General features: G+C 51.3%; 18 protein-coding genes. 9 read left to right on the top strand and 9 right to left on the bottom strand.

The window, feature by feature from the left end:
* Window positions 1-77: 77 nt before the first annotated feature.
* The 4 genes from UF64_RS07080 to UF64_RS07065 all read right to left on the bottom strand — a co-directional run bounded on the left by UF64_RS07080 (window position 78) and on the right by UF64_RS07065 (window position 5273).
* The gene (locus tag UF64_RS07080; RefSeq protein ID WP_152630630.1) at window positions 78-2360 is read right to left on the bottom strand and encodes a FepA family TonB-dependent siderophore receptor; all 2283 of its coding nucleotides are present in this window, start codon (window positions 2358-2360) and stop codon (window positions 78-80) included.
* A 378-nt stretch (window positions 2361-2738) separates the two neighbouring features.
* Window positions 2739-3467 carry an SDR family oxidoreductase gene (locus UF64_RS07075; RefSeq protein ID WP_044827896.1) on the bottom strand — a complete coding sequence of 243 codons (729 nt, stop codon included), beginning with the start codon at window positions 3465-3467 and terminating at the stop codon, window positions 2739-2741.
* A 30-nt stretch (window positions 3468-3497) separates the two neighbouring features.
* A complete protein-coding gene (locus UF64_RS07070) occupies window positions 3498-4229 on the bottom strand; it encodes an SDR family oxidoreductase (protein ID WP_044827895.1) in 732 nt (243 codons plus the stop codon).
* 87 nt (window positions 4230-4316) lie between these two features.
* The gene (locus tag UF64_RS07065; RefSeq protein WP_044827894.1) at window positions 4317-5273 is read right to left on the bottom strand and encodes a sugar-binding transcriptional regulator; all 957 of its coding nucleotides are present in this window, start codon (window positions 5271-5273) and stop codon (window positions 4317-4319) included.
* 211 nt (window positions 5274-5484) lie between these two features.
* Between UF64_RS07065 and UF64_RS07060 the strand changes: the two genes are divergently transcribed.
* From UF64_RS07060 to xylB, 8 genes are all read left to right on the top strand, one after another.
* Window positions 5485-6918, top strand: a complete 1434-nt coding sequence (locus UF64_RS07060) for an extracellular solute-binding protein (RefSeq protein WP_044827893.1) — start codon at window positions 5485-5487, stop codon at window positions 6916-6918.
* A 121-nt stretch (window positions 6919-7039) separates the two neighbouring features.
* A complete protein-coding gene (locus UF64_RS07055) occupies window positions 7040-7918 on the top strand; it encodes a carbohydrate ABC transporter permease (protein ID WP_044827892.1) in 879 nt (292 codons plus the stop codon).
* 4 nt (window positions 7919-7922) lie between these two features.
* Window positions 7923-8759: a carbohydrate ABC transporter permease gene (locus tag UF64_RS07050; RefSeq protein ID WP_044827891.1), complete on the top strand. Its 837-nt coding sequence runs from the start codon at window positions 7923-7925 to the stop codon at window positions 8757-8759.
* 4 nt (window positions 8760-8763) lie between these two features.
* Window positions 8764-9024: a DUF2160 family membrane protein gene (locus UF64_RS07045; RefSeq protein WP_044827890.1), complete on the top strand. Its 261-nt coding sequence runs from the start codon at window positions 8764-8766 to the stop codon at window positions 9022-9024.
* Window positions 9025-9027: 3 nt separating this feature from the next.
* On the top strand, window positions 9028-10080 hold the full coding sequence (locus tag UF64_RS07040) for an NAD(P)-dependent alcohol dehydrogenase (RefSeq protein WP_044827889.1): 1053 nt from the start codon (window positions 9028-9030) through the stop codon (window positions 10078-10080).
* Window positions 10081-10091: 11 nt separating this feature from the next.
* Window positions 10092-11153 (top strand): ABC transporter ATP-binding protein, encoded by a 1062-nt coding sequence (locus UF64_RS07035; protein WP_044827888.1) that lies wholly within the window; start codon window positions 10092-10094, stop codon window positions 11151-11153.
* Window positions 11154-11162: 9 nt separating this feature from the next.
* Complete coding sequence (locus tag UF64_RS07030; RefSeq protein WP_044827887.1) at window positions 11163-11852, top strand: HAD family phosphatase; 690 nt, start codon at window positions 11163-11165, stop codon at window positions 11850-11852.
* A gap of 55 nt (window positions 11853-11907) precedes the next feature.
* Window positions 11908-13359, top strand: a complete 1452-nt coding sequence (gene xylB / locus UF64_RS07025; RefSeq protein ID WP_044827886.1) for a xylulokinase — start codon at window positions 11908-11910, stop codon at window positions 13357-13359.
* Between the two features lie 420 nt (window positions 13360-13779).
* Here the strand turns inward: xylB and UF64_RS07020 are convergent, their stop codons facing one another.
* From UF64_RS07020 to UF64_RS07005, 5 genes are all read right to left on the bottom strand, one after another.
* A complete protein-coding gene (locus UF64_RS07020) occupies window positions 13780-14046 on the bottom strand; it encodes a hypothetical protein (protein WP_044827885.1) in 267 nt (88 codons plus the stop codon).
* A gap of 292 nt (window positions 14047-14338) precedes the next feature.
* Window positions 14339-14503 carry a hypothetical protein gene (locus UF64_RS20515; protein WP_161794602.1) on the bottom strand — a complete coding sequence of 55 codons (165 nt, stop codon included), beginning with the start codon at window positions 14501-14503 and terminating at the stop codon, window positions 14339-14341.
* A 486-nt stretch (window positions 14504-14989) separates the two neighbouring features.
* Window positions 14990-18805, bottom strand: a complete 3816-nt coding sequence (locus UF64_RS07015; protein WP_044827884.1) for a glycosyltransferase — start codon at window positions 18803-18805, stop codon at window positions 14990-14992.
* A complete protein-coding gene (gene asnB / locus UF64_RS07010; RefSeq protein ID WP_044827883.1) occupies window positions 18805-20703 on the bottom strand; it encodes an asparagine synthase (glutamine-hydrolyzing) in 1899 nt (632 codons plus the stop codon). The genes UF64_RS07015 and asnB overlap by 1 nt, the downstream gene beginning before the upstream one ends.
* 16 nt (window positions 20704-20719) lie before the next feature.
* A complete protein-coding gene (locus UF64_RS07005) occupies window positions 20720-23719 on the bottom strand; it encodes a glycosyltransferase (protein WP_044827882.1) in 3000 nt (999 codons plus the stop codon).
* A gap of 321 nt (window positions 23720-24040) precedes the next feature.
* Here UF64_RS07005 and UF64_RS07000 point away from each other — a divergent pair, with 321 nt between their 5' ends.
* Complete coding sequence (locus tag UF64_RS07000) at window positions 24041-24997, top strand: glycosyltransferase family 2 protein (protein WP_044827881.1); 957 nt, start codon at window positions 24041-24043, stop codon at window positions 24995-24997.
* Window positions 24998-25028 lie beyond the last annotated feature (31 nt).

The raw sequence follows: 25028 nt of genomic DNA, 5'->3' as shown, positions 1-25028 counted from the left end.
AGAGGCCCCGGACATACTGTTGTTCGGGGCCTCTTCTCATGTGCAGGTTAGCCTTTGAAAGATCAGCCGGTCGCGGATCAGAACGTTGCCGTCACAGAAAGATAGTAAGAGCGTGAACCTTCATTGAAGGTGTTTGCACCAGCTTGAGCTCCGCTTGCGCGGCGCAATATTTCCGTATTCAGAATGTTATTGATCCCGGTCGATAGGCTAAAGCTGTTATTTAGCGCATATTTCAGGCCAATATTGAACAGGTGATATGGTTTGCGCGGCTCGCTGTTGGTCAATTCTGCACCGGTTGCTCCGTTAATGGTCGCCGCATTGGTTTTGCCATAACGTGTGGCCGCAAAGACCACATTCAAATCATCCGTTGCCTGCCAGTCAAGCCAACTATTTACGGTATATTTCGGAATTAGGCTCAGGGGCTGACCATCAGACTTGTTCTTGGACTCAGTCATATAGGTAAAGTTGGTGGTCCAGGACAGATTTTCAGTTACTGGATAGGTCACATTACCTTCAAAGCCGGCTACGACCGCTTCAGGGACATTTTCCCACTGGAAAATCCCGACGGTTTCGGCGGCATTCGCATAGCCCAGCAGCTCCTGACCAGATGAAATACGGTTCTTGTAAGTATTGTGGAAATAGGTTGCACTTGCCGCCAAACCGTCGCGATCAGCAAAGGAAACACCAAACTCCTTGTTTAGGCTGGTTTCCGGTTCAAGGTCCTCATTACCAACAACATAGCAACCGCCCGACAATGTGTAACCCGCAGCACAACCATTGCCACGTGAATAGAACAAGTATCCCGGCGTACCCTGATACAGGTTTGGTGCCTTGAAAGCGCGCGCAACACCAAGCTTGAAAGCGACTTCTTCAGTCATCTGATAGCTGGTATTCAGGCTTGGGCTATAATGAATCCCGAAGCTTTCCTGATAATCGGCGCGAAGCCCCGGCGTCAGCATCCAGTCATCAGACAACATTATATTGTCTTCGACATAAAGACCTTGCATCCAGGCCTCTGCATCCGGATCACGGTCATCGGGATCGCTCGGAATACCGGGAATACTCGACGCGCCGGTTATTTCCTGACCGATTGACACGGGGTTATGCATCCACTCTCCGCGGAACTCTGCCCCCAGCGTGACATTTTGGTCAAAGCCCATATGGAATGGCAAATCCCATTCGCTTTTAGCTGTCAGATTATCAACCGTAATTTTGCTGAATTCCAGATCACTGCCAATGACCCCTTCGGAACCGCCCGACAGACCTTCGTTCAAACGCCGGTTCTGGGTATTTTCCCATTGGATGTAGCTAAGTGAATCACCAAAATCGTAAAAACCTTCATGCGTCAGAGATAACGTGCGCCTCTCCATCGAATTGGTTTCCGTACCGGCAAGTTCCGTCAAACGGTCTTGTGATCCACCGTTTGGCGCACGCTGGCTATCACGCGTATAAATGTTGCCTTGGCGACTGTATCCCGCTTCGACGTCGAATTCATGGTCCATACTGGGCATCAGGGTCAGTTTCGCACTGATGTCTTTATTGATGACGCCTTCTCGGCCCGCAGCCGGAAAATCCGACACCGAATCAGATTCATTGATGGCCTGATCATCAGCATCCCGGTGGCTATAACCGCCGATCAGCTGCAATGAGACTTTCTCATGGATTGGTCCACCAACCACGAAATTGGTTCGAAACGTTTTACCTTCTTCCGGGTTTTCCGGAATATTGGCAAATGTGGTGATGGAACCTGAAAATTCGTCCGGCTTTTTGGTGATGATGTTAACGACACCACCCGATGCCCCGGAACCATATCGCGCAGCAGCTGGCCCCCGGATCACTTCAATGCGCTCGATCGCTTCTGGTGGCACCCAGCTGGTATCGCCACGCGTATCACGTTCTCCTGATCGACCAAGCCGGACTGCATTTCGTGACATTACCGGTTTTCCATCAATCAGAATCAAGGTGTTCTCAGGCCCCATCCCGCGAATATCAATCTGACGCTGGTTCCCGCGCTCACCACTTGTCGAGGCCCCGGTAAAATTGACACCGGGCATCTTGCGAATGATCTCGGAGATATCATTCACTACCGGTGTTTTCGCCAAATCATCTGCTGTAATAGTCGAAACACCAAGTGACTGCTTAAGCTGGTCCTTCGTCGCAATCACATGCACCGTATCCAGAACAGTCTCGTCATCCATCGACAGATTGTCTTGTGCCATCGCCTCAAACGACCACGTGCTCATCAACGCGACCAGGCTCGTTTGCATCAATTTGATCCGATATCCGCCAGATTCTTTTTGAATTTTTTTCACAGTTAGACACCCCACTTTGCAAATGCGAGGTATTCTTATTATCACCATCCCTCAAGCGCAATAATTGTTATTTAGAATTATTCTAAATTATGCACAGAGCAAAACGCACGACCGAACCAGTCAGTTCCAATCGTTTTGACAATGCCTTTCACGATTGCAGCACGTTGCAAAACCCCGAACTATGACAAAGGTCCGGGATACAGGTGCACGTTCAAAAATATGATGATTTGGGAAAGCAGAAAGATGACATTCGACTTCTCACAAAATCAACGCCTTAGCAGTTTCGATTGCCAGATAAGTTGTCATCGATTGTCACAAAAGATGACAAAAACCTGCAGAATTGACAGAAAAGCTGACAATTCTGCTTGGGTAGATAAAGTCGACATCTGCCGAAACAATCACAGCGTTAACCAAGTAGCTGTAAGGTTAAATGTCAAAGTTAGTCGGAAGGATGATCATGTCACGGATAGTCACCGTACGCGGACGTGAGAGCATGTAAATTACGGCATCAGAGACCTCGCTGGGGTCAAGCAATGCTCCGTTTTCCTTGGCTTTGCGCAAGTTTTCTTCCGGCCAATCGGCCAGAAGGGCTGAAACGACGGGTCCCGGAGAAACCTGGGCAACGCGAATGCCGTTTTTATTAAGTTGTCGACGCATGGTCTGGACAAAGCAGGTCATCGCCCATTTTGATCCGGAATAAACCGGCTCCCACTGAATGGGCATGTGTCCGGCTACCGATGCGGTAACGATAATATCGCCAGTACCGCGTTCCTGCATGTGCGGGATCACGTCACGGACGTTTTTCATCACCGCATTGACGTTCAAGTTCAGCATCCGGTCGATGGTTGCGGTATCGGTTTCCACCAGATCACCGCCGATATAAGACCCGGCATTACAGTGCAGAATGTCGATGTGATCGACCTTTTCAAGGATTTCGGGAACCATCGCCGCACAGCTATCTACATCAAGCAGGTTGGTATGCTGGGCAATCGCGTTTTCACCAAGTTCACTGACCAGTTCAAACAGCGCATCCTTGTTGTAATCCACCATCACGACCTTGGCGCCGACATCCAGCAGCGCACGTGTAGTCGACAGGCCAATGCCCGATGCAGCGCCGGTGACAACGGCAATCTTGCCCGCAAGTGATTGAGCCATAATACATCTCCGAAAGAATAAGGTTGGGGATCAGACAGCCAGAAAACCGCCATCGACAGGAAGAACCGCGCCGCTGACAAAGGACGCATCGTCATCAAGCAGCATGATGATGGATCGGGCGACTTCTTCGACCTCGGCAAATCGGCCATGGGGATGACGCACCATCATCGGATCACGCTTGGCCGGGTCCGACCAAGCCGCAGCAGCCAATTCTGTCATGGTGACGGTTGGCGCGACCGCATTGACGCGAATGCCATGCGGACCAAGTTCCTTGGCCATTACCCGGGTTGCGCCTTCCAAGCCCGCCTTGGAAGCGGCATAGCACATGTGATCAACAAAGCCGCGATGCCCGGCGATCGAGGTAACATTGACAATCGCCCCACCGCCACCGGCCGCCACCCGGGCCCGCGCAAACTCTTGCGCACAGACAAGGGCCGCACGCAGATTGATGCCCATGACGGTTTCATATCCCGCATCCGTCATCTCAAGCACGCTTTCGAGAACATTCGTCCCCGCGCAATTGATAAGGTAATCCGCCGGGCCGACTGATTTCATCGCGTCACGCGCCGCATCGCTATCGGCCAGGTCAACACGAATGCCCTCTGCACCGATCTCGGTCGCTAGCGCATCAAGGTCATCTTGGGTACGTGCCATGGCAATGACGGACGCACCGCGTTTGGCCATTGTGTGGGCACAGGCACGTCCGATGCCCTTGCCGGCCCCGGTGATGATGACTTTCTTTCCTGAAAATGTAGATGTCATAAGTCGACGTTTCCCCTGATGTGGATTGCGCACGGTGCCTTGTTTTTATTGCCATATGCATTGGCATTGTGGCCTGCGCTGAAATGGTTATGTCATGGCTTCGAGTAAAAGCTCGGCTGTCAGGTCATCGGTCACAAGGGTGTCGACGAGCCCACGCTTGATCGCGGCCTTGATGATCGGCACCTTGTGCTCGCCTGCGGCGGTCAGAATTTTATTGGGGATATCTGCCAAAGCATTCAGATTGACCCCGACCGTGCGCGCATTCAACGGATGATCAATCTCGTTCCCGTCCGCATCAAGGAAGCGCCCCAGCACATCGCCCACCGCACCGGCATCGCGCAATTCCTGCATGGTCACATCATGCGGCAGACCGTATTTCACCATAAAAGACAGGTCCGAAACATCGCCAACCACCAGCAAGGCGGCATCGGCTGACAGGCACCGCTCGATGTGAGAGGCATAAATTTCCTGACTGAGGAACACATCCTTATCAACATCGTCGGGCAGATAAATCGGTGCCACCAAATGGGAATAATTGGCATCAAACCGCTCAGCGAACCCCGCGGCAATGCTAAAAGCATTAAAAGATGACCCAGCGGCCGTCCCGCCCATCAGCGCCAGAATTTCAAGATCTGGCACAGAATGCAGTGGCAAACGTTCCATCGCACGCTGCAGGGTCACCCCCCAGGACACACCAATGCGTTTCCACGGTTCGTTCCTGAGCGTTGTGGAAAGATAATGCGCCAATGCCGCGCCGACCGGCGCATGGTTGTCATAATTGGCATGGTCAACCGGCACGACGAGTGCCTTAGCCACTCCAGCATCTTCAAGGCGCTGCTGAACTTCAAGGCGCGTCACGAACGGCGATTCGATCTGGATTTTGACAAGACCAAGCGATTTTGCCTTCTGGATCGCCTGATTGACCCTAAGGCGCGTCACCCCCATGTCGCGGGCGACCTCAGCTTGTGTCTGACCATTTACATAGTAGCGCCAACAAACCTCGGTTACGAACCCTTCCCCGTCCTCAAGCGGCTCTCTTGGCATACTTTGTGTCCTCTCATAATCCCGCGCTTTACGGCAGTGTGTATTGTGATAGCTCACAAAATAACAAATGTATTAAAAAAAATACAAATGAAAATTTTCACTTGCATGCAATTTAATACATATGCATTCTTCCCGCGACTGGAATCGCAGTTCCAAAGCAACGCAAGATTGCTGAAGGCGGTTTCCCATCAATCCAACGGGAGGAAAACCAATGAATTTTGCACTTAAAGTGGGTGTATCTGCTTTGGCAATGGCTATCGCATCAAGCGCAGCATATGCCGACGACGCTTTCTGGAAAGAAGCAGCCAAGCCATATCAGGACGTTACCCTTCACGGTGTAACTGAATCGTCGCCGCCTTCGATTTACATCCGAGAAGTCCTGGCTCCGCAATTTGAAGAACTGACTGGAATTCGCGTCGATATCGAGACGACATCCTGGGATCAGATGTTCGATAAAGCGATCAAGGACATGGAAGCCGGCACCGGCATCTATGACTTGGTATATATTGAACAGGACATCATCTATTCCTATCTCGCACGTGACTTCCTGGCTGACACAACCAAACTGCTGGCCGACAGTCCGAAGTTGAAAGCACCAACCTATAGCGAAGACAATTTCACTACCTTCGCCAACTATTTCCGCGGCGAAAACGGTGATCTTTATGGCATCCCTATGGAAGCCTTCATCAAGATCTATCTCTATCGTACCGACCTGTTCAATGATGCCGAGATCAAGGCTGCATTCAAGGAACAGACCGGCCGCGATCTTGTCCCGGCAACCACCCATGCCGAATATGCCGAAATTGCACAGTTCTTCACCAAATGGGGCGAAGATCATGACATGGATCTGTGGGGCACCACCGCACAGGCTCATACCGGCCATCCGGCATCCTGGTACGAATTTTTTGAAACCATCGCGCCGACCTTTGGTGTCTACAACTGGGGCATTGATGCCGATAACAACTTCGCGGCATCGGTCGCCAATGGTGGCACCATGAACAGTGATGATGCCAAGGAAGCCATGAAATGGTGGCTGAGCATGCGCGATATCGCACCACCAGAAAGTAACGCATCCACCTGGACCGAAGTCGGCACTACCTTTGGTGCAGGCCGCGTGGCTCAGGGGCTGGTTTACGGCGAAAACGCTGGATGGATTGCTGCCGATGAAACCAAGTCACTGGTTGTTGGTAATGTCGGCGTTGCCCTACCGCCGCTTCAGGATGGTATCATGGACGAAGTCGAAGGCGGCACCGGCTATATCGGTTATTATGATGGTGGGGCGTTTGGCATTCCATCTACGTCGAAAAGCCAGGAAGCTGCGATGTTGTTCCTGCAATATATCGGTCAGGACGAAGTTCAACCTGACTGGGCTGTTGCGGCCCCGCGCGTAACCAACAAATCCACCTATGACGACCCCAAAGTTCAGGCAATGAACGAGGAACTCGGCGGTTACTACGACCTGCTGCGTGACAAGGGATACCTGTTTGCCGGTGCACCGGCATATCCGTTCCACGCTCAGGTTCGCGAAGCTACTGCGCCGATCCTTTATCAGATCCTGACCGGTGATCTTGGCCCGGAAGAAGGTCTTGATCAGATGGCGGCAAAGGCCGAGGCCGAGCTGACCGACCTTGGTTATCGTAAATAGGTCTGTTTCCTGAGGACATCCCTCGTGGTCGCTGTCCATCCATCGGGCAGCGACCACGAACCGGCTTGGTCCCTTGTGGGGCCATGACAGCCTGACTGCATCTTTTTCCAGGGAGTAGACGATGCAATCCAACAAACTCGGTTGGATCCTCCTGGCCCCGACGCTGGTGATCCTGTTTTTCTTCGGTGTTTTGCCGTTTCTTTATGTCGTTTTCGTCTCGTTCCATCAATGGAACCCGTTTGCGGCATCACCCGAGATGATCTTTAACGGGGCGGAAAATTTTCGCCGCATCGTCTTTGATGACGCCTTCCTCAGTTCACTCGGCGTGACCGTGGCGTTTGTGGTCTTTGCCGTTTTATCCGAATTGATTATCGGATATCTGCTGGCACAGGCCTTCATGAAGGAATTCCCCGGAAAATCCATCTTTCGTACCATTCACACCCTTCCCCTCATTATGGCGCCGATCATTGTGGGCTCGGTCTGGAAACTGATGACCACGCCATCAATCGGCATCATCCCGCATTATCTGGATGAGTGGTTTGGCATCACGATGAACATCGGCACATCGGCCCCGGCGGCTTTTCTTACGATCGTCATCATGGATATCTGGCACTGGACGCCGCTTGTTACCCTAACATTGATCGCAGCCCTCGTGTCCCTGCCGCGCGATCCGTTCGAACAGGCGCAAATTGATGGTGCCAACAAAGCACAGACCTTCTGGCACATCACGCTACCAATGATTACGCCAGCCCTTGTGGCAACCATATTCATCCGCCTGATGGATGCCCTGCGCACGGTTGATGAAGTCTGGATGCTGACCGGGGGCGGGCCAGGCTCATCGACCCGTTTCCTTGGCGTGCACATTTTCAAGGAAGTCTTTCCCAAAACCAACTACGGCTATGGGTCAACCATTTCCGTCATCGTGCTCTACCTGACCATTGTCGTCTGCTGGCTGCTTTATGTCAGCATGCTGGCCCCGCGCAAGAACCGGAAGGGATAAGACCATGAAAAAGCGTAATCCACTCCTCATAACACTCTTCTGGGTTCTGGTCAGTCTGCTAACCCTATTCCCGATCTATTGGCTTTTTGTTATTTCCGTCAAACCAGCTGTGCAGCTTTTCAGCACCCCGGATGTCATCGTCAGCAACCCCTATTGGGGCAACTATACCGACGTGCTTGGCAATCGCTTGCTTCGTAGCTACATGGTCAATTCGATGGTGATTTCGACAGGCAATGCGGTGCTCTGCACCGTCCTTGGCTTCTTTACCTGTTATGCGTTGTCGCGTTTTCAGTTCCGCGGCAAGGAATCGATCTTTTTCTGGACGATTACCAACCGTATGGCGCCACCCGCTGTGTTCCTGTTGCCGCTGTTTCTTTTGATGACACAGGTCTATCGCGTCGAAGACTTCACCCTGCTGGATACCCGCATTGGCATGATTTTGGTCTATTGCACCTTTAATCTGCCCTTTGCGATCTGGACCCTGCGCCCGACGATTGATGCCATCCCGCGTGAGCTTGATGAAGCCGCCTATGTCGATGGCGCAAGCCCGTGGAAGGTTATCACCGAAATCGTCTTCCCGCTGTGCCGTCCGGGACTTGCGGTGACCCTGATCCTGACCTGGGTCTTTGCCTGGAACGAATATCTTCTGGCCGCAACACTGACCAATTTCGAGGCCCGGACGCTCACCACCGGTCTTTCGGAATATGTCACCACCACGGGGACGGAGTGGGGAATTATGGCGACCATTTCGGTCTTTACCCTGATCCCGGCCCTGATCGTGTTTGGTCTGGTGCAAAAACACATTGTCGCAGGCCTGACCTTTGGCGCGGTGAAAGGATAACACCATGACCAGACAAAATGCGACGCAGCTTGATACCGCCCCTCTGAGCGAGGAAGAAAACGAAAAGAAGCCGACCACGACGCAAGAACGTCAGGGCTTTCTGCCGATTGAAACCAACGCTTTTGACCGTTGTTTCATTTCGGTCGTGATCTGGGTGGCGATGTCGCTCTTCTGGTTCCGTTTTATCGAACCGATGGGCGCATCAATCTGGATTTCGAACGTCATTGCCCTTGCGATTGCCGTCCACATTGTCAGGAAAGGATAAGTCATGAAATCCCTGGTTCTTGAAAAAAAGGATGATATCACCCTGCGTGACTTTCCTGCCATTGACCGCGAGGAAGAGGTCCTTGGTCCGCGCGATGTTCGCATCAAGATGCATACCGTCGGCATCTGTGGCTCGGACGTGCATTACTACACCCATGGCCGCATCGGCCCGTTTGTCGTCAATGATCCGATGATCCTGGGTCACGAGGCATCAGGCACCGTCATCGAAACGGGGAGCGAAGTCACAACCCTTTTGGTTGGGGACCGTGTCTGCATGGAGCCGGGCGTCCCCGACCCCAACAGCAAGGCCTCCCGTCTTGGCATGTATAATGTCGATCCGGCGGTCCGGTTCTGGGCCACCCCTCCGGTACATGGCATTTTGCGCCCGACCTGCGTGCACCCCGAAGCCTTCACCTTCAAGCTGCCCGACAATGTCTCCTTTGCCGAAGCTGCCATGGTCGAACCACTGGCCGTCGGGGTCCATGCCACCACCAAGGCCAAAATCAAACCGGGTGACATTGCCCTTGTAATCGGTGCCGGCCCGATTGGACTTGTCACCGCACTATCCGCCCTGGCAGGTGGCTGTGCGCGGGTTTATGTCGCTGATCTTGCGGAAAAGAAGCTTGAAATCGCCGCATCGCTCAGCCCGGCAATCACCCCGATTGATGTCAAATCGCAAAACATCACCGATATCGTCAAACGCGATACCGATGGTTGGGGGGCGGATATCGTCTTTGAAGCAACTGGCTCACCCAAGGCAGCCGCGCGCGTGTTTGAACCACTTTGCCCGGGGGGATGTGTTGTGATGATTGGCGGCCAGGCCGACCCGATCAGCTATGACGCCGGGGCGGCCATGATCCGCGAAGCCCGGGTCGAGAATATTTTCCGCTATGCCCACGTCTTTCCGCGCTGCGTTGCCATGCTGAGCTCCGGCGCGATCGACGTCAAACCGCTTATCACCAGAACATTCGCATTCGAAGACAGCGTGCGCGCATTCGATATCGCAGCCTCCGCACCACCGGCGGACGTCAAGCTGCAGATCGAATTGCCGCAATAGGGAGAAGCCTTATGGCCGATGTAAAAATAGAAAACGTAATCAAACGCTACGCCAATGTTCAGGTCATGCATGGTGTTGATGTCGATATCAAGGACGGCGAATTTGTTGTTCTGGTCGGCCCTTCGGGCTGCGGCAAATCAACCCTGCTGCGCATGCTGGCCGGGCTTGAAGAAATCACTGATGGTACCATTTCGATTGGCGGGCGCGTCGTCAATGACGTCATTCCCAAAGATCGCGACATCGCAATGGTCTTCCAAAGCTATGCGCTTTATCCGCACAAGACCGTCTATGAAAATATCGGCTTCCCGCTCAAGATGGCCAAAAAGCCGGAAAGCGAGATCAAGGAAAAGGTGACGAACGCCGCAGAAATTCTTGACCTTGCCCACCTTCTTGACCGCTACCCCAAACAGCTTTCCGGCGGTCAGCGCCAGCGTGTCGCCATGGGCCGCGCCATTGTCCGCGATCCGCAAGTCTTCCTGTTTGATGAGCCGCTTTCAAACCTTGATGCCAAGTTGCGCGTGACCATGCGTGTGGAGATCAAGGAACTCCATCAGCGCCTTGGCACAACCATCGTCTATGTCACCCACGATCAGATCGAAGCCATGACCATGGCCGACAAGATCGTTGTCATGCGTGATGGCCGGGTTGAACAGATCGGCACACCGCTTGATCTCTACGACTTCCCGACCAACGTCTTTGTGGCGGGCTTCATCGGATCGCCATCGATGAACTTTATCCATGGCAAGATAGTCGAGGCTGATGGCAAGAAGCATTTCGAATCCGATAACGGCCTAGTCCTGCCGGTCCCTGAAACCATCGCCGAGGTTGGTCAGAGTGTGACCTATGGCATTCGCCCAGAACATATCGACATCGGAGAAACCGGCATTGCGATGAGGGTCGTCGTCGTCGAACCGACCGGTTCGGAAACCCAGATCGTCGCCAAATCCAATGGCGATCTGATTGATGCACTCGTCAAACATCGTATCGCAGCCCGCCCCGGGTCCGAGCTTTTTTATGTGATTGATCCGGCCAATGTGCACCTGTTCGATCGCGATACCGAACAACGGATCTAGGGGCCGATCATGGATGTACCTGCTGCCGTCATTTTTGACCTAGATGGGTGTCTGGTAGACAGCGAGCCAATCTCTTTGGAAGTCATCGCAACCGAGATGAACTGTCTGGGTATCGATGACGTCACCATCAATTACGTACGCGACCGATTTCTTGGTGTCTCGATTCAGGACATTTGCAAGCATGTCTCGGACCGACTTGGCAATGCCTGCCCGGATGATTTCACCCAACGGGTCGAAGACCGGCTGTTGGAGGAATACAAAACCCGGCTGCGACAAATCCCAGGCGCCGAAGCACTGCTTCGCCGTCTACTGGGGGCAGGCGTAAAAACTGCATTGGCGACGGGAAGTTCGCTTCGTCGCATGGGGTCTACACTGGATATTTCCGGGTTGGCACCGCATTTTGCAGGCACCGCCTTTAGCGCTGATCAGGTTCCCAACGGCAAGCCAGCACCAGACCTGTTTCTCCTCGCGGCAGAGCGTATTTCGTCTCCACCAACACAATGTGTCGTGATTGAAGATTCGCCACACGGGGTCAAAGGAGCTCGTGCGGCAGGTATGAAAGCGCTTGGTTTTGTTGGCGGATCTCATCTTTATGACATTCGGGCAGCACAGGGGAGAGTTCTCCGCGATGCAGGAGCCACCCAAGTCTTTGATAATCTTCAAGAGGTTGGGAATGAAATTCTGCTCGACCACAACTAATGTAATGCTTTGACACCGCGTTACCTGCTTCGACTTCAGCGATAAAGGCTATGGAATGACTTTTCTTGGTATTGACCTTGGAACCTCTGGTGTCCGCTTGCTGCTGGTTGATGAAGACGGTCAACCGATCGGGGCGACGCAACGCGCATATCACGCGGCTCATCCGCATCCGGGCTGGTCAGAACAAAATCCGGCGGACTGGATTGCCGCCCTTGAACAAGCCATCGCAGAGCTCCGTGACAACTACCCGCAATTCTCCGCCCTGCGCGGTATCGGCGTTGCCGGCCATATGCATGGCGCGACTCTTCTTGATGACGCCGGCCGGCCGCTTCGCCCGTGCATCCTGTGGAACGATACGCGCTCCCACACCGAGGCCGCCCGACTGGACGCCAAGGATCAGGTACGGGCCATTTCTGGCAATATCGTTTTCCCGGGCTTTACCGCCCCCAAACTTGAATGGGTCCGCGAACATGAACCGGAAATATATGCCAAAACCGCCAAGGTGCTGTTGCCTGCGGCCTATCTGAATTTCTATCTGACCGGCGACTATGTAGCGGACATGTCTGACAGTGCCGGGACCTCTTGGCTTGATGTTGGCAAGAGAACCTGGTCCGACGCCCTGCTTGATGCCGGGAACATGCGCCGCGACCAGATGCCACACCTTGTCGAGGGCACCGAAGAAGCCGGTCGCCTGCGCCCAGCTCTTGTTGGGAAATGGGGTTTGACGGGGCCGGTTTCGATTGCCGGCGGGGCTGGCGACAATGCGGCGGCTGCATGCGGTATCGGCGCACAGGATGAAGGGCAAGGCTTTGTCTCTCTTGGCACTTCGGGTGTGCTGCTAGCATCGCGGGCTGGTTATCACCCGGCACCCGAGACGGCGTTGCATACATTCTGCCATACCATTCCGGGGCGCTGGTATCAGATGGGGGTCATGCTTTCCGCAACAGATAGCCTTAACTGGCTTGCGCGCATCACGGATCAAAACCCGATTGAATTGACCACTGAGCTGGGTGAAACCCTCCAAAAACCGGGTTCAGTGCGTTATCTGCCTTACCTGTCGGGTGAACGCACCCCGCACAATGATGCTGAAATCCGTGGCAGCTTCACCGGCCTTAGCACAGAAACCAGCCGTTCAGATTTGACACGTGCAGTCCTCGAAGGTGTTGCCTTTGGCCTGCGCGACAGTTTCGAGGCGCTTGTCGCCACCAATGCCAAATTCGATCACCTGATTGCTATTGGCGGCGGTTCGGCATCGCGCTATTGGATTGAGCTGATTGCAACCGTCATTGGCGTGCCGCTGTCGCTTCCCAAAAGCGGTGAGTTTGGTGCAGCACTTGGAGCTGCTCGCCTTGGCATGGCTGCTGCTACGGGCGCTGCCCCAGACAACATCATGACCATTCCAGAAGTACGTGAAACGATCGAACCCAGTCACCCTCATCGCAACGCATTCGAAGAAGCGTACGGTAGATTTCGGGCAGCCTATCCGGCAATCAAGGCCTCGCAGTAGACTGCCTCAACATTCATTGCGAATTGATAAATCGAGCACACGCACCAACTATCACTCCATACCCCGGAATTATGGAAAATCGGGCGGCGGACAAATCAGTCTATTTTTGCGGGAAGATGAGGAGCGATGGAGCAGTGATTACGCTTCGTAAACACTGCTCCACTGTCGGGTGCCATAAAAGCTGACATTCGACTTCTCGCGAAATCAATGACTTAGCATTATTGATTGCCAGATAAGTTGTCATCGATTGTCACAAAAGCTGACAAAAATCTGCAGAATTGACAGAAAAGCTGACAATTTTCATTTTCAGCGAAATGCCAAGATCAATCCCCTCTCATCAAATCTATTGAGGAGAGGGGAAAACACATATCAAAATTGATCTGGTCTAAAAGCGTGTTAATGTCCTAGTCGGTAATATGGCTAGTTCTGCCAATTTGCGGCAATCACAGTTTGCACATTCGAGAATGCATCGCTGTTACGATCAATCGTGTCTGCAATGACATCACCGACCCCGAACACTGACATCGCATCAATTAATGCCTGAACATTTTCCCCATCAAGCGATGCACCTGAACCAAGTTCGATGTAATTGACCAAATGGTTACCAGTTCCGTCAAACCAAACTGAGACCGTCAAATTGTCTTGGCGGCCAAGCAATTGGATCCCCAGATCTTCGCCGGTTGTCATTGGCCACGACCCAGATGACTTGCTTCGGTTCACTTCCCTCGACAGATAGTGTCGCATCACCAATCGTGCTGCCCTCACCATACAAGGAAGCATCCGGCATAAGAGGGATCGAAGGATCCGTGACGACACTACTGGTATAGAAAACTGTTCCATTCTTGCTGTAACTGACCGTTCCACTCTCATCGCGTGAGACCGTCAGAACATCGCCCGGCTGATAACTCCCCCCAGCCGCTCCTCTTGTGGCACCGTTTTCCTCGACATAGATCTTCCTATCCGAATTCAGATAAATGCCTTAATCAATCATCGCATAGTCGGCCCCGGAAGCTGTAGACGACAAGCCAACAACACGTGCATTGTTGGTTTCCGTTGCAATGACGCCCAGTGAACCGGCTCCGGTGAAGCTTTCCGAGGAATACGCGTCGCCATTCCAGCCCGCTCCACCCGAAATCTTCGTCAAAAGACCCGACTAGCCTGTGCCAATCTCGAAAATGGTTACATCGGTTGAATAGTTTGCTGCAATCCACTCTGCAAGACAGCGGTCACCTTCGGCAAACAAAGTTCCGTTTTCCAAACGGCGCTCATAATATTCAAACGCACCTGGCTGAACAACTGCAAGCCTCTCGATGCGTTCCAGAACAACTGCTTCAACTGTTCAGATAATGGTATCAATGTTAAATTTCATTATGCTTCATGCAAAAGCAGGAGCGACAAAAGCAGAGCGCAATAGTTGCACATCATAATGACAATCACGAGCACGAGACTTCAAAAAACGTCAAAAACCAAGTTGTATTGGTTAGCTTCCGAAAACTCGCGGAACATTTCATTCAATATGTCGCTGATTGCACATTCCCTTAAAAAATTGGCATTTCGCTCTTGATAAACAGCACGATCGCGTAGCCTAAATAAGGCACCCAGATCCTCCCCAGACACACATTCTCTGTTGCTATTTAAATCCAAAAGCTAGAACCGTCTTTCTCATTGAACTATCCAAACCAAAATATTGCTCAACATACTCTGGGCCATATTTTCGCGCAGCATTCGTCCAGCTTGGATTGTTCAGTATATAAAGTAGTCGCTCTGCCAAATCCTCTGCAAGATCAGGTGTCTCTATATCGACAATCCATCCCGACTTCCCTTCAGCAACAACTTCTGCTGTGCCACCGACACGAGGGGCGACAACAGGCAAACCAACCGCTTGCGCTTCCAAAAGAACGTTTGGGCAACCTTCAACTCGCGACGTAAGGAGCAAAGCATCCATCATCGCGTATCGAGCAACAATTTCCTTATCATTTCCAACAAAATGGATGCTTTCGCCCAGACCAAGTTGATCGCCGAGTTGACGGGCAGCCGCCAACATCGGACCATCACCGACCAACATGAAATGACAATCGGGTCTATGGCGAGATACTTCGTGCATCGTCTGCACCCAAAGCAATGGTCTTTTTTCCTCGGAGCAACGCATAACCCCTCCGATAAGTGGCTGTTCCGGTGCAAGACCATAACTTTCCCGCAACGCGACCGATTTCTTTTTGCTATCTTGAAATTGTCGGCGCAGTTCGGCACCATCCAGAGCATTTGGTGTCACAAGATTCACGTCAAGCTTTAGATCAAGCCACTTCATATAGTCGCGTAGTCCTGCCAGACTGTTATTAGCCATTGCAACCCAAGGCAGGGAAAGCAATTCTCGATATGCCATGTGCATGTATGGGGCTAACCGTCGTGTGCTATCCGGCCTTAAACTGCGTGTCGACATCATAATGCGTGGCACACCAGCCAAAACGGCAACCGCTCCCCCGCTAAGAGCAATTGCGTCTTGCCACGCATGAACGATATCAGGTTTCAATTCCTGAAGGGCCACATAGAGCTTTTGCAGCCACTGGTTGCTTTGCTGGGGAAAGCAAGACAGCAGCGCAAGATCATGCTGCACCGGTTCGGATATTTTCATGACATCTGTTGGAACTTCAATATCTTCGAGCGACATGACCTTAATGCCAGCGTTTTGCAAATCTTCAAGAAAGAAATCCGCCCAAGGTCCATTCGTCAGAGTTTGGACAACCACCGAAACCTTTGCAATTTCTGCACTATTTTTGGCCAACGCAGATGCGGTGAGCGCAAACTGCCGCTCTGCGCCACCGGGCCCAAGTGATCGACTGATCATCACGACGTGCGGTCGGCTTTTTCCATATGGCTTCGGCATGCCCCGCATCTTGGCCCGCCTTGTAATTTCCTCAAAGAGAATGTCAGGAATCTGCTGGGAAGGGCCCTCAAAGGTCCATCCATCATGCGCCACTTCAATGCCTGTTTGTTCCAAAGCAGTATAGATACTGATCAAAGCGCCGGTAATTTCGAGATCGAGCGGATCGTGTTCACGCAACAAACGATAATATGGAAGCGCCTGCCCAATCCTGTTTTGCCGAAAATATAATCCGGCCAACGCTTTTATCACCTTTAGCGCGTTGTCACCTTGTCCGTCTTTCGTCAGTTCTTGAGCCTGCAACAACAGCGCCTCAGCGTCATCAAGACGCCGCCCTTCTTCAAGAACCTGTGCTTTTGCCAACAATCCATTAAAATCATCGGCAAATAAGCGATCAACGTGTTCGCATATCTCCGCAACGTCCTGCCATTTCTCCATTCGGACAAGGATACGGGTTTGCATTAACCAAGCCCTTAGCGAAAGCGGATCCAGACGGCTGACCTTTTGCCAGATTTCCCGAACCTCGTTCAGATCACTTTCAGAGTTCTCCACTTTGATTTTCAGCTTATTCGAGGCGATATTAGACCATGCCTCGATATGTTTTTCATCGACTTCCAGAACCTTTTGCCAAAGATCAATTAGTGAATGAAAATCAGCATCTTCCCGGCGGTTAACCATGCGTGCCAATTTCACCCGAGGGCGAACATCGTCAGGCACGGCAGCTTGCCAACGACGACAGAGATCGGCCACCTGGTCCAGATCTTTGCGTTTTTCGCATATACGCGTCAATTGCGCGTAGGCCTCAATATGTGATGGCAAAATTTGCAACACATGATTGTACGCCTGTTCTGCTTCATCATCCTTGCCCTGATGAACATAGATCCGCCCGGTCTGAATAATGGCCTCGATATTTTCAGGAAACAGATGTGCTACTTGCGCCCATAGTGACAGCGCTTGCGGCCAGTTATGTTGTCTGCTGTGATAGCGCGCTAACCAGAACAACGCTTTTTCCGACTGCGGAAACCGTTGCAATATGGTTTCATATGTTTTCGCCAGTTCTGGCTGCGAGAGCTGATCACGAACAACGCTCACATTTCGATACAAGGGCCCCGGGTCGTCAGGCCGCAAATCGGACAATTTCAGCCAGATCCTGTTGGCGCAACTGTTCAAGCCCAGATCTTGCGCCAATCTGGCTTGCAGCAAAAGATGATCCTCATTCTCGGTCCTTTCACACACAAACCGCGTCACATATTGGTTTTCCGTATCAAATTGTGCGTCTCGTAAACATTTGTGCCAATTACGAAAAGCCCAGTCTTTCTCAGCTTCAGCGCTACATTTATAAAGCTTTCTCCAGTAGGTACAGGCCTGTTGATATTCTGCCACCTGAACTAAATGTTGCGTGATCCGTTTCAAAACCTCGATATCTTCCGGACAGGCCAGATGAATTTCCTGCCAAAATGGCAAAGCTCGATCATGGTCGATCTCGCGCGCACATTTTTTCCAATTGCGTAAAGACCAATCGCGATCAAGTTCTGGTGCAACATAATAGAATTGTTTCCAGTAGTGACAGGCCTGTTCCAGTTTCCCATCGGTCTGTAGGGCCTGCGCCATCTTCTTACAGGCCAAGTGATCCGTTGTCAGAAAATCGACATAATGTTTGAGCTTGAGATATTTTCCCTTTTCGAAATCGTCAAATGCGTGTTTACGACAATGTTCTGCTTCCCTTCGAAACTCCGAAGTCGACAAAAACTCCTTTAGTGCTTGCAGATTCTGAATAACGGCTTTGTAGTCTTCTTCTTGCCAGGCGATCTGATACAAAGATCGATAGGCCTGCTCCTTGCAAACCCCGGCATGCAAGACATTACGCCATCTCTTCTTTTGATCGTGAATTGTGTCGGTGGCAATTAATTGCCTAAAAAGCTCCAAGAACGTGTTGTCATTCTTGGATATAGCGATCAAACACCCAAAGATATTTTCCCGGAGACGACCGCTTTGAGACACCACTATGCATTGGGAAAGTTCTACAAGAAATGTCGCGTCTTCTTTGAAGATATCGATCAATAAAGCTAGGTTCTGTTCCGACTGAAGCGAAGCTGTTAGCTCAGAAAGAAGTGCCCTGACTTTTTCACGCAATTGGTCCTTGGTGACAATGCCAACCCGGTTAAACCAGTTGAAAACATAAAGATTCAACAAAGCGCCCCAGCATTGCTGACGACGATAGGCCAATTCCAAATAGCGCTGTATTTTCTCGGCATGGGGGTCTGCATCGCGATATAGCTCCAGCAGACGGATCGCATCTGAAAACCTGTCAATTCTGGTGGCAATTCGGCCTGCCTGAAAGAGATGTTCGATTTCGGCAGGTTCAATTCGGGACAATTGTAGCCAGATTGGATAGGCATTCCGCCACATCTTGCGTCTGTTGTAAATGCGAGCCATTAACTTCAAGGCTCTGGTGTTTTCCGGCTCATCGCTCAGAACCGATGTTGCAATCGACATAACTTTGTCGTCGTCGCCCTCTTTATAAGCCGCTTGCGCAGCCAAAAGGCTTGAACGTACTGATGACATTACACGTTCCTGCCAGACAAGCTGAAAGGCTCCGCAATCGGGGAAGAGCCGTCCCCGTCGATGAAAGTCCGAAACCACAGCTCAAGCGTCAACAAGGCCCACAATCGGGTACCATGATCCTCTACACCGTCGTAATGGGCCTGCAACATGTCCCTTATGAATGCAGAGCGAAACAGCCCCCTCTCCTGACTCTTCTTACTAAGCAGGATATCCCGTGTCGGTTCATAAATTTCCTTGGCCAGCCAGTGCGTCACCGGAACACGAAAACCCATCTTGGGGCGCGATGTTATGCCTTTTGGCAGGAAAGGGCTAATCGCGGCCTTTAGCAGACCCTTGCTCTCGCCATTTAGGCGACGCACCCCTTGGGGCAACATTGAAAGCCATTCGACCAGATGATGATCCATGAAAGGCGACCGCACTTCCAGTCCGTTCGCCATACCAGCAATGTCCATTTTGACCAGAATATCGTCTGTCAGATATGTTCTCTGATCAAAATAAGCTGCTGCGATTTCAGGTACCAGACCAGCTTGAAACAATGAAGCATAACGTTCACTTATGCTATGCCGGAGTTGCGGTAACAAACGATGTTCGTAAGCTGCAACTTTGTGACGTTCACGGAATTTTTCCATCAAATAGATGTAGGCATCAAAAAGTGACGGAGACCTTTCGGGATAAAACGACATGCGCCGCCGATTGAGGGTAGTATCCTCGGGAGCGTGCCCATCAATCATGTCTGTCAGTTTCTCGTATCGAGTATATCCCAACAACAACTCATCCGCACCATCTCCGGACACCGCCACTTTGACTTTTTGCGATATTTTTTGCGAAAGCCCGTAGCTCACCAATGCCGAACTATCCGCATAGGGTACATCATAGTGCCAAACCACCCGCGCTAACATGTTCAGCAAGCTATCATCCATCACAAATGAGTGATGGTCCGTACCAAGATGCGTGGCTACTGCACGGGCACTGTCAGTTTCATCATATCCGTCATGGTCAAACCCGACCGAAAAGGTTGACAGGGGCCGATCCCCCTGAGGAATCATCCGGGCACATACAGCAGAAGAATCAACCCCGCCTGACAGGAACGCTCCAACTTCAAGGTCGGCGATCTGGCGATACTTGACAGCCGTATCAAATCTGCCCAAAAATTCCTCGCACCAGACGAGCTCTGAAACATGACCTGTTTGAGATGCGATCTCAGATGGATAGGGAGGAGCCCAATATTGACGAATTTGGGATGTCATGTCTGTCCCAACCTGCAAAAAACACCCTGCGGGCAAACGGTGAACTCCCTGAAATCCAGTACCTTCACCGACCGTATATCCAAATGTCAGAAAATCATGAAGGCTGGCATAATCCGGGGAACGCACAACATTCGGCCAACTCAAAAGCGCCTTAACTTCCGATGCAAACAACAACGTACCATTGGAAAAACTGTAATATAACGGTTTTTGGCCCATTCGATCTCTGGCTAAGAAGAGATGTTTTTCTCTGTCGTCCCAAATTGCGAAGGCAAACATTCCGCGCAAATGCGCCAAAACCCCCTGTCCCCATTCTGCGTAACCTCTAAGAACCACTTCCGTATCACAATGGCTAACGAAGCGGTGCCCCTTGGCCTCCAACCGGGCACGGATCTCGCCGTGATTATATACCTCGCCGTTATAAGTGATGCTCAATCCGCGCTCCGTGCCACAATGCATCGGCTGCTTGCCATTCTCACTGAGGTCAATGATTGCAAGGCGAGTATGCGCAAAACCAACCCGACCATTTTCCCACACACCATTGCCATCCGGTCCCCGATGGTGCAGCAGATGTGACATTCTTTCGAGCCGTCTAACAAACTCTTCGGAGTTCAGACGTGTTTCAGATAGCAATGCACCTGCAATACCACACATAAGGTAACCCCGCTTTCTATTTGACTGTTGAATACAAGCTGACGGTGTCTGATACCATCTTTTCCAGTCGAAAATTTTCTGCCATGCGTTTGATCGCGATTTGGCGCGCTTGCTTTCTCCAGGACAAATCGCGCAAACTTTCAAGAACTCTCTGAGCAAGCTCTTCTGCGCAGGCTGCGTAGGTTTTCTCACTTTCATCAACAGACACACCCACCGTTTCCGGCGGCTCCGGCAAGGGAACAACCCATCCGGTTTTACCGTGTAAAATGACCTCTTCGGTACCACCTGCGGCGGTTGCGACAACGGGAAGCCCCATTGCTTGCGCCTCCATCACCGCATTTGGCAGCCCTTCCACCAAAGATGTCATCAAAAACAGATCCATTTTATTCAAGTACTGAGTCACATTTCGCACTTGGCCTGGAAGGAAAAAGTGATCTTCAAGCCCTTGTGCAGCGAGCTTTCGCAAGAAACCGGCCCGCAACGGACCATCCCCCACCAGAAGAAACTGACAATTGGGCTGGTGCTTTAAGACAATTTTGGCGACCCTCAACCAGAGATTTGGGTTTTTTTGCCATACAAAGCGGAATACGCCACCAATCACAGGCCCTGAAATTTCCGGAATACCTAGGCCCTTGTCTTGTTCTTGTTGTGGCTCGAGATCCAATCTGTCCACATCAAGCCCATTATGAATAAACGAGGCTTTCTCTGGGGCCAGCCCCAGCCATTTTGCATATGCCTTTGCAGTAAGACGACTATTGGTGCACAGATGAACGGTCTTTTCCGCGCACAGGGTCTGATAGACCGACTTGATGTAATCAGGAGACTGAATGCACGAGCGCGGATGAAATGGTGGGGATGTACGACCAGACAAAATGATCTTCGGAACACCGGCAATGTAGGCCGCCAACCCTGCGGCACAATTAAGGGAATCCTGCCAAATATGAACGATTGCAGGCCTTGACAAACGAAATGTTTCATAATGGGCAACGACCTGCTTGCGATAGCCATCCGGCAGCAAATCAACCAGTTTTTCAATCTCTCTATCGTTGAAAGAGACTTCATCTGGGGGCGCTGGTTCGATGATACGAACATGTAGATCGCTTAAAAGAGATGCATAAAAACCATCATTTTTTCCCGCCCGGTTCAGATGGGTAACGAGCATAAGATTACGCCACCCGGCCTTGGCAAGCCCTTGTAACGTCATGGCAACTTGTCGTTCGGCCCCTCCTCCACCCAAGGATCGTGTCACCAATGCAATTCCACTATCACTTTTGCCCCTCAGTGCAGGGCTTTTCAGTTTTACATGGTTGACAATGGCCTGCACCACCGTGTCGGGCACCCGAATATCGAGCACTGTGTCTTCCAGACCAGAAAGGCTGTCAACCGTGTTGCAAACCTGTCGCCATTCCTGCGGCATGTCGTCTTGGGCCGAGCCATAATACCGGCGAATACGTTCATCGGCCTTGCCAAGATGTCCCTGTCTTATGAAAAACCCGATCAGTTCCGGTTCGTAATTTGCCTCGCGGCATCTTGCTTCCAGTTCATCCCGAAGCTGATAAGCACCGATACGCTGAGCCATATCCAATAACATGGCAAAGTTTTCTCGATGATCGACAAGAAATTTCACGGCTGTCTTTAAATAACCCAAGGCTTGTTCGTCATCTTCCAGACGATAGCAACTTTCAATCAGATCTTGCCAAGCTCTGTTGTTTTGGGGGCGAAGCAGGGTCCATTCCTTCGCCAGCTCGCGCAACGCATCCCAGCAACGCTGACGTCGATATATCCATGCCGTCAAGCGGTAGGTTTCATCTTGGGGACCATGCGTTTTTCCAAGATGATGCAGCATACCTGCTGCCTGATCGAGATGACCGGCCTTGATGCGGGCCCGGATGGCCCGAAATGCCGTTGCCGTGCGACGATCCCTGCCAAACAGGGCCCACCATATTTCAGCGGCATCGCCATAGTCTTCGGTCTGAAAACACATTCTTGCCTTGCGCTCTGCAAGCAAAGGATCATCTGCGTGCCATTCATATGCCCGGGTGATGGCGCGCGCCAAAACATCCGGTGGCCAGTCTCCTCTTTCCAAATCCTTGACATACCTGAGCCAGTATTCGGCACGCGATCCATGGGAATCGATATATCTTTCCAAGGTATATCGCGCACGATCCTCATGCCCCAATTTCAAGTGGCACTTTATCATCCGATCAAGAACATTCTGGCCGAACCTGTCATCCCTTACCTCGCTTGTCTCGGGCAGAATATCTTGCAAACATTCAAGGGCATTATGCCATTGCCCACCAAGCTCATAAAGGCGTGCGAGTTTACTCCGATCTTTCGAGCTGATTCGGCCCGATATTTTCAGCCCCTCCAGATGAGAGATTAACGCCGCTTCCTGTCCTGAAAGCTGCATGGCCTTTTGCAACAAAGTCTCGTATTTTTCTGCATCGTCCCTAAAGGCAAACGCCTTTTCACACAAGGATACAACCAGCTCGTATTCCTGTTTCTCAAACAAAGCTGCTACGGATTGATACGGGGGCAGAAAATCCAGCAGAAACCCAGGAGTGCGTTGCCAAAGCTGCCCCCATTCAATCAAATCGCCTTCGTGCGGCGGCAATGCAAGACAGGCACTCTGAAAATCCATATCTGCTGGAAACTTGCGAATTCCCAACCACGAAATTTTCGATGCCAATTTCTTACGCCCTTTACGACGATAGAAATACATCAGCTTTTTGAAGGGAAACGGATCATTTGGCAAAAGACGGCAGACATTGCGCCAATTCGCTGAGACCTTGTGAGCGGGACCCAATTTTTCAAGCGCGACAGCACGCCTAAGAACCGCAGTTTTATATGCCGGGTCCATGGAAAGTATGCGATCACAGGCTTGCACGACATCTTGGAAACGCGAAAGCTTTTGTGCCGCGAGGCTCCATTCAAGCGAAAATTTTATCTTTTCTGGTTCCGCATCTGAGAGCTGCTGCCAATATGCAGCTTTATCCTCCCAAGTCCCATCGTTCAACTGACACTCGCTTGCGATATTTCTCGTTTCCGAACTTATCTAGGGTCCAAACTCATTCAAGTGTCCTTTGGATCCCCCGGATTTGCACAGGCTATTTTGTCGCAAAATCTTGAAAGATATTGATCTTTCTGCGGTTTTGCTTCGCATATCTGCACAAATCCGGGAGACCGGAACGATCATTTGAATGAGTCTGGACCCTAGGCTCAAGCCAAATTAACAGGTCCTGAGCCTAAGAATAATATATACTGAACAGACTTAAAAAGAATTCATTCACAAACCAATGTCATCTTATCGATATCCTTGTAAATTAGAGCGATTAAATTGAAACTTATAGTCCAGATTCCGTGCTACAATGAAGAGTCGTCCATCGCCGATGTTCTGATGGCTGTCCCGAAACAAATTGATGGCATTAAAACCATTGAAACGGTCGTGATCGACGATGGCTCCACAGACGGGAGTGCCCAAGTCGCTCGAGATGCCGGCGCAACTTATGTTTTACAACATCACCAGAATTTGGGACTGGCAACCGCCTTCACAAGCGGCATGAAAAAATGCCGGGAGCTGGGTGCCGATATCGTGGTTAATATTGATGCTGATGGTCAATACAATGCTGCCGAAATCCCGATTTTGATTGCCCCCATACGCGAAAAATCGGCGGATCTCGTTATCGGCAACCGACGCCCTGACAAGCTGGAACACTTTTCGCTATCCAAACGCTTCATGCAAAAGCTGGGCAGCCGCATCGTCAGTAGCCTGTCTCGCCTGAACATACCCGACACTACCAGCGGCTTTCGTGCCTATTCCAGAGAAGCCCTTTATCGCCTTACAATCGAAACAAATTTCAGCCATTCTCTCGAAACAATATTGCAAGCGCATCAGAAGAAACTCGTCGTCTGCTCGGTACCGATCTCGGCGGCTCATACGCAACGACAATCCCGATTGGCCAAGTCATCCTATCATTTCGTATGCAGGTCGATTGTCACCATTTTGAGGGTAATTACATATTACCGACCTTTGCCCCTGTACTGGGGATTGGGCGGGGTATTGATACTTGTCGGCAGCAGCTCGTTTCTGCGTTTTTTATGGTTCTATTTTGTGAGTCAAGACGGCGAGGGTCACATACAGTCTCTTGTTATTGGTGGCTCTTTTATCGCAATTGGCTTTACGACCTTACTTTTTGGAACCCTTGCCGATCAAACCAACAAAAATCGCAGAATACTCGAAGATATCAGCGCACGACTTCACATTCTGGAAAACCATATCAAGTCGAAAAAATAACCCGCTCGCAGGCTTTTATCCTGTAAGAACA

The organism is Thalassospira sp. HJ, from assembly GCF_000948415.1.
Taxonomy (GTDB): domain Bacteria; phylum Pseudomonadota; class Alphaproteobacteria; order Rhodospirillales; family Thalassospiraceae; genus Thalassospira.
Note: the sequence above shows the minus strand (reverse complement) of the source record. Positions and strands in the feature narration are given on the sequence as shown.

Coding starts and splice junctions, on each gene's coding strand:
- UF64_RS07075 (WP_044827896.1), bottom strand. CDS start 3,467: ATGGCTCAATCACTTGCGGGCAAGATTGCCGTTGTCACCGGCGCTGCA.
- UF64_RS07045 (WP_044827890.1), top strand. CDS start 8,764: ATGACCAGACAAAATGCGACGCAGCTTGATACCGCCCCTCTGAGCGAG.
- UF64_RS07070 (WP_044827895.1), bottom strand. CDS start 4,229: ATGACATCTACATTTTCAGGAAAGAAAGTCATCATCACCGGGGCCGGC.
- asnB (WP_044827883.1), bottom strand. CDS start 20,703: ATGTGTGGTATTGCAGGTGCATTGCTATCTGAAACACGTCTGAACTCC.
- UF64_RS07015 (WP_044827884.1), bottom strand. CDS start 18,805: ATGTCATCAGTACGTTCAAGCCTTTTGGCTGCGCAAGCGGCTTATAAA.
- UF64_RS07080 (WP_152630630.1), bottom strand. CDS start 2,360: ATGGTGATAATAAGAATACCTCGCATTTGCAAAGTGGGGTGTCTAACT.
- UF64_RS07060 (WP_044827893.1), top strand. CDS start 5,485: ATGAATTTTGCACTTAAAGTGGGTGTATCTGCTTTGGCAATGGCTATC.
- UF64_RS07030 (WP_044827887.1), top strand. CDS start 11,163: ATGGATGTACCTGCTGCCGTCATTTTTGACCTAGATGGGTGTCTGGTA.
- UF64_RS07050 (WP_044827891.1), top strand. CDS start 7,923: ATGAAAAAGCGTAATCCACTCCTCATAACACTCTTCTGGGTTCTGGTC.
- UF64_RS07065 (WP_044827894.1), bottom strand. CDS start 5,273: ATGCCAAGAGAGCCGCTTGAGGACGGGGAAGGGTTCGTAACCGAGGTT.
- UF64_RS07035 (WP_044827888.1), top strand. CDS start 10,092: ATGGCCGATGTAAAAATAGAAAACGTAATCAAACGCTACGCCAATGTT.
- UF64_RS07055 (WP_044827892.1), top strand. CDS start 7,040: ATGCAATCCAACAAACTCGGTTGGATCCTCCTGGCCCCGACGCTGGTG.
- UF64_RS07020 (WP_044827885.1), bottom strand. CDS start 14,046: ATGACAACCGGCGAAGATCTGGGGATCCAATTGCTTGGCCGCCAAGAC.
- UF64_RS07040 (WP_044827889.1), top strand. CDS start 9,028: ATGAAATCCCTGGTTCTTGAAAAAAAGGATGATATCACCCTGCGTGAC.
- xylB (WP_044827886.1), top strand. CDS start 11,908: ATGACTTTTCTTGGTATTGACCTTGGAACCTCTGGTGTCCGCTTGCTG.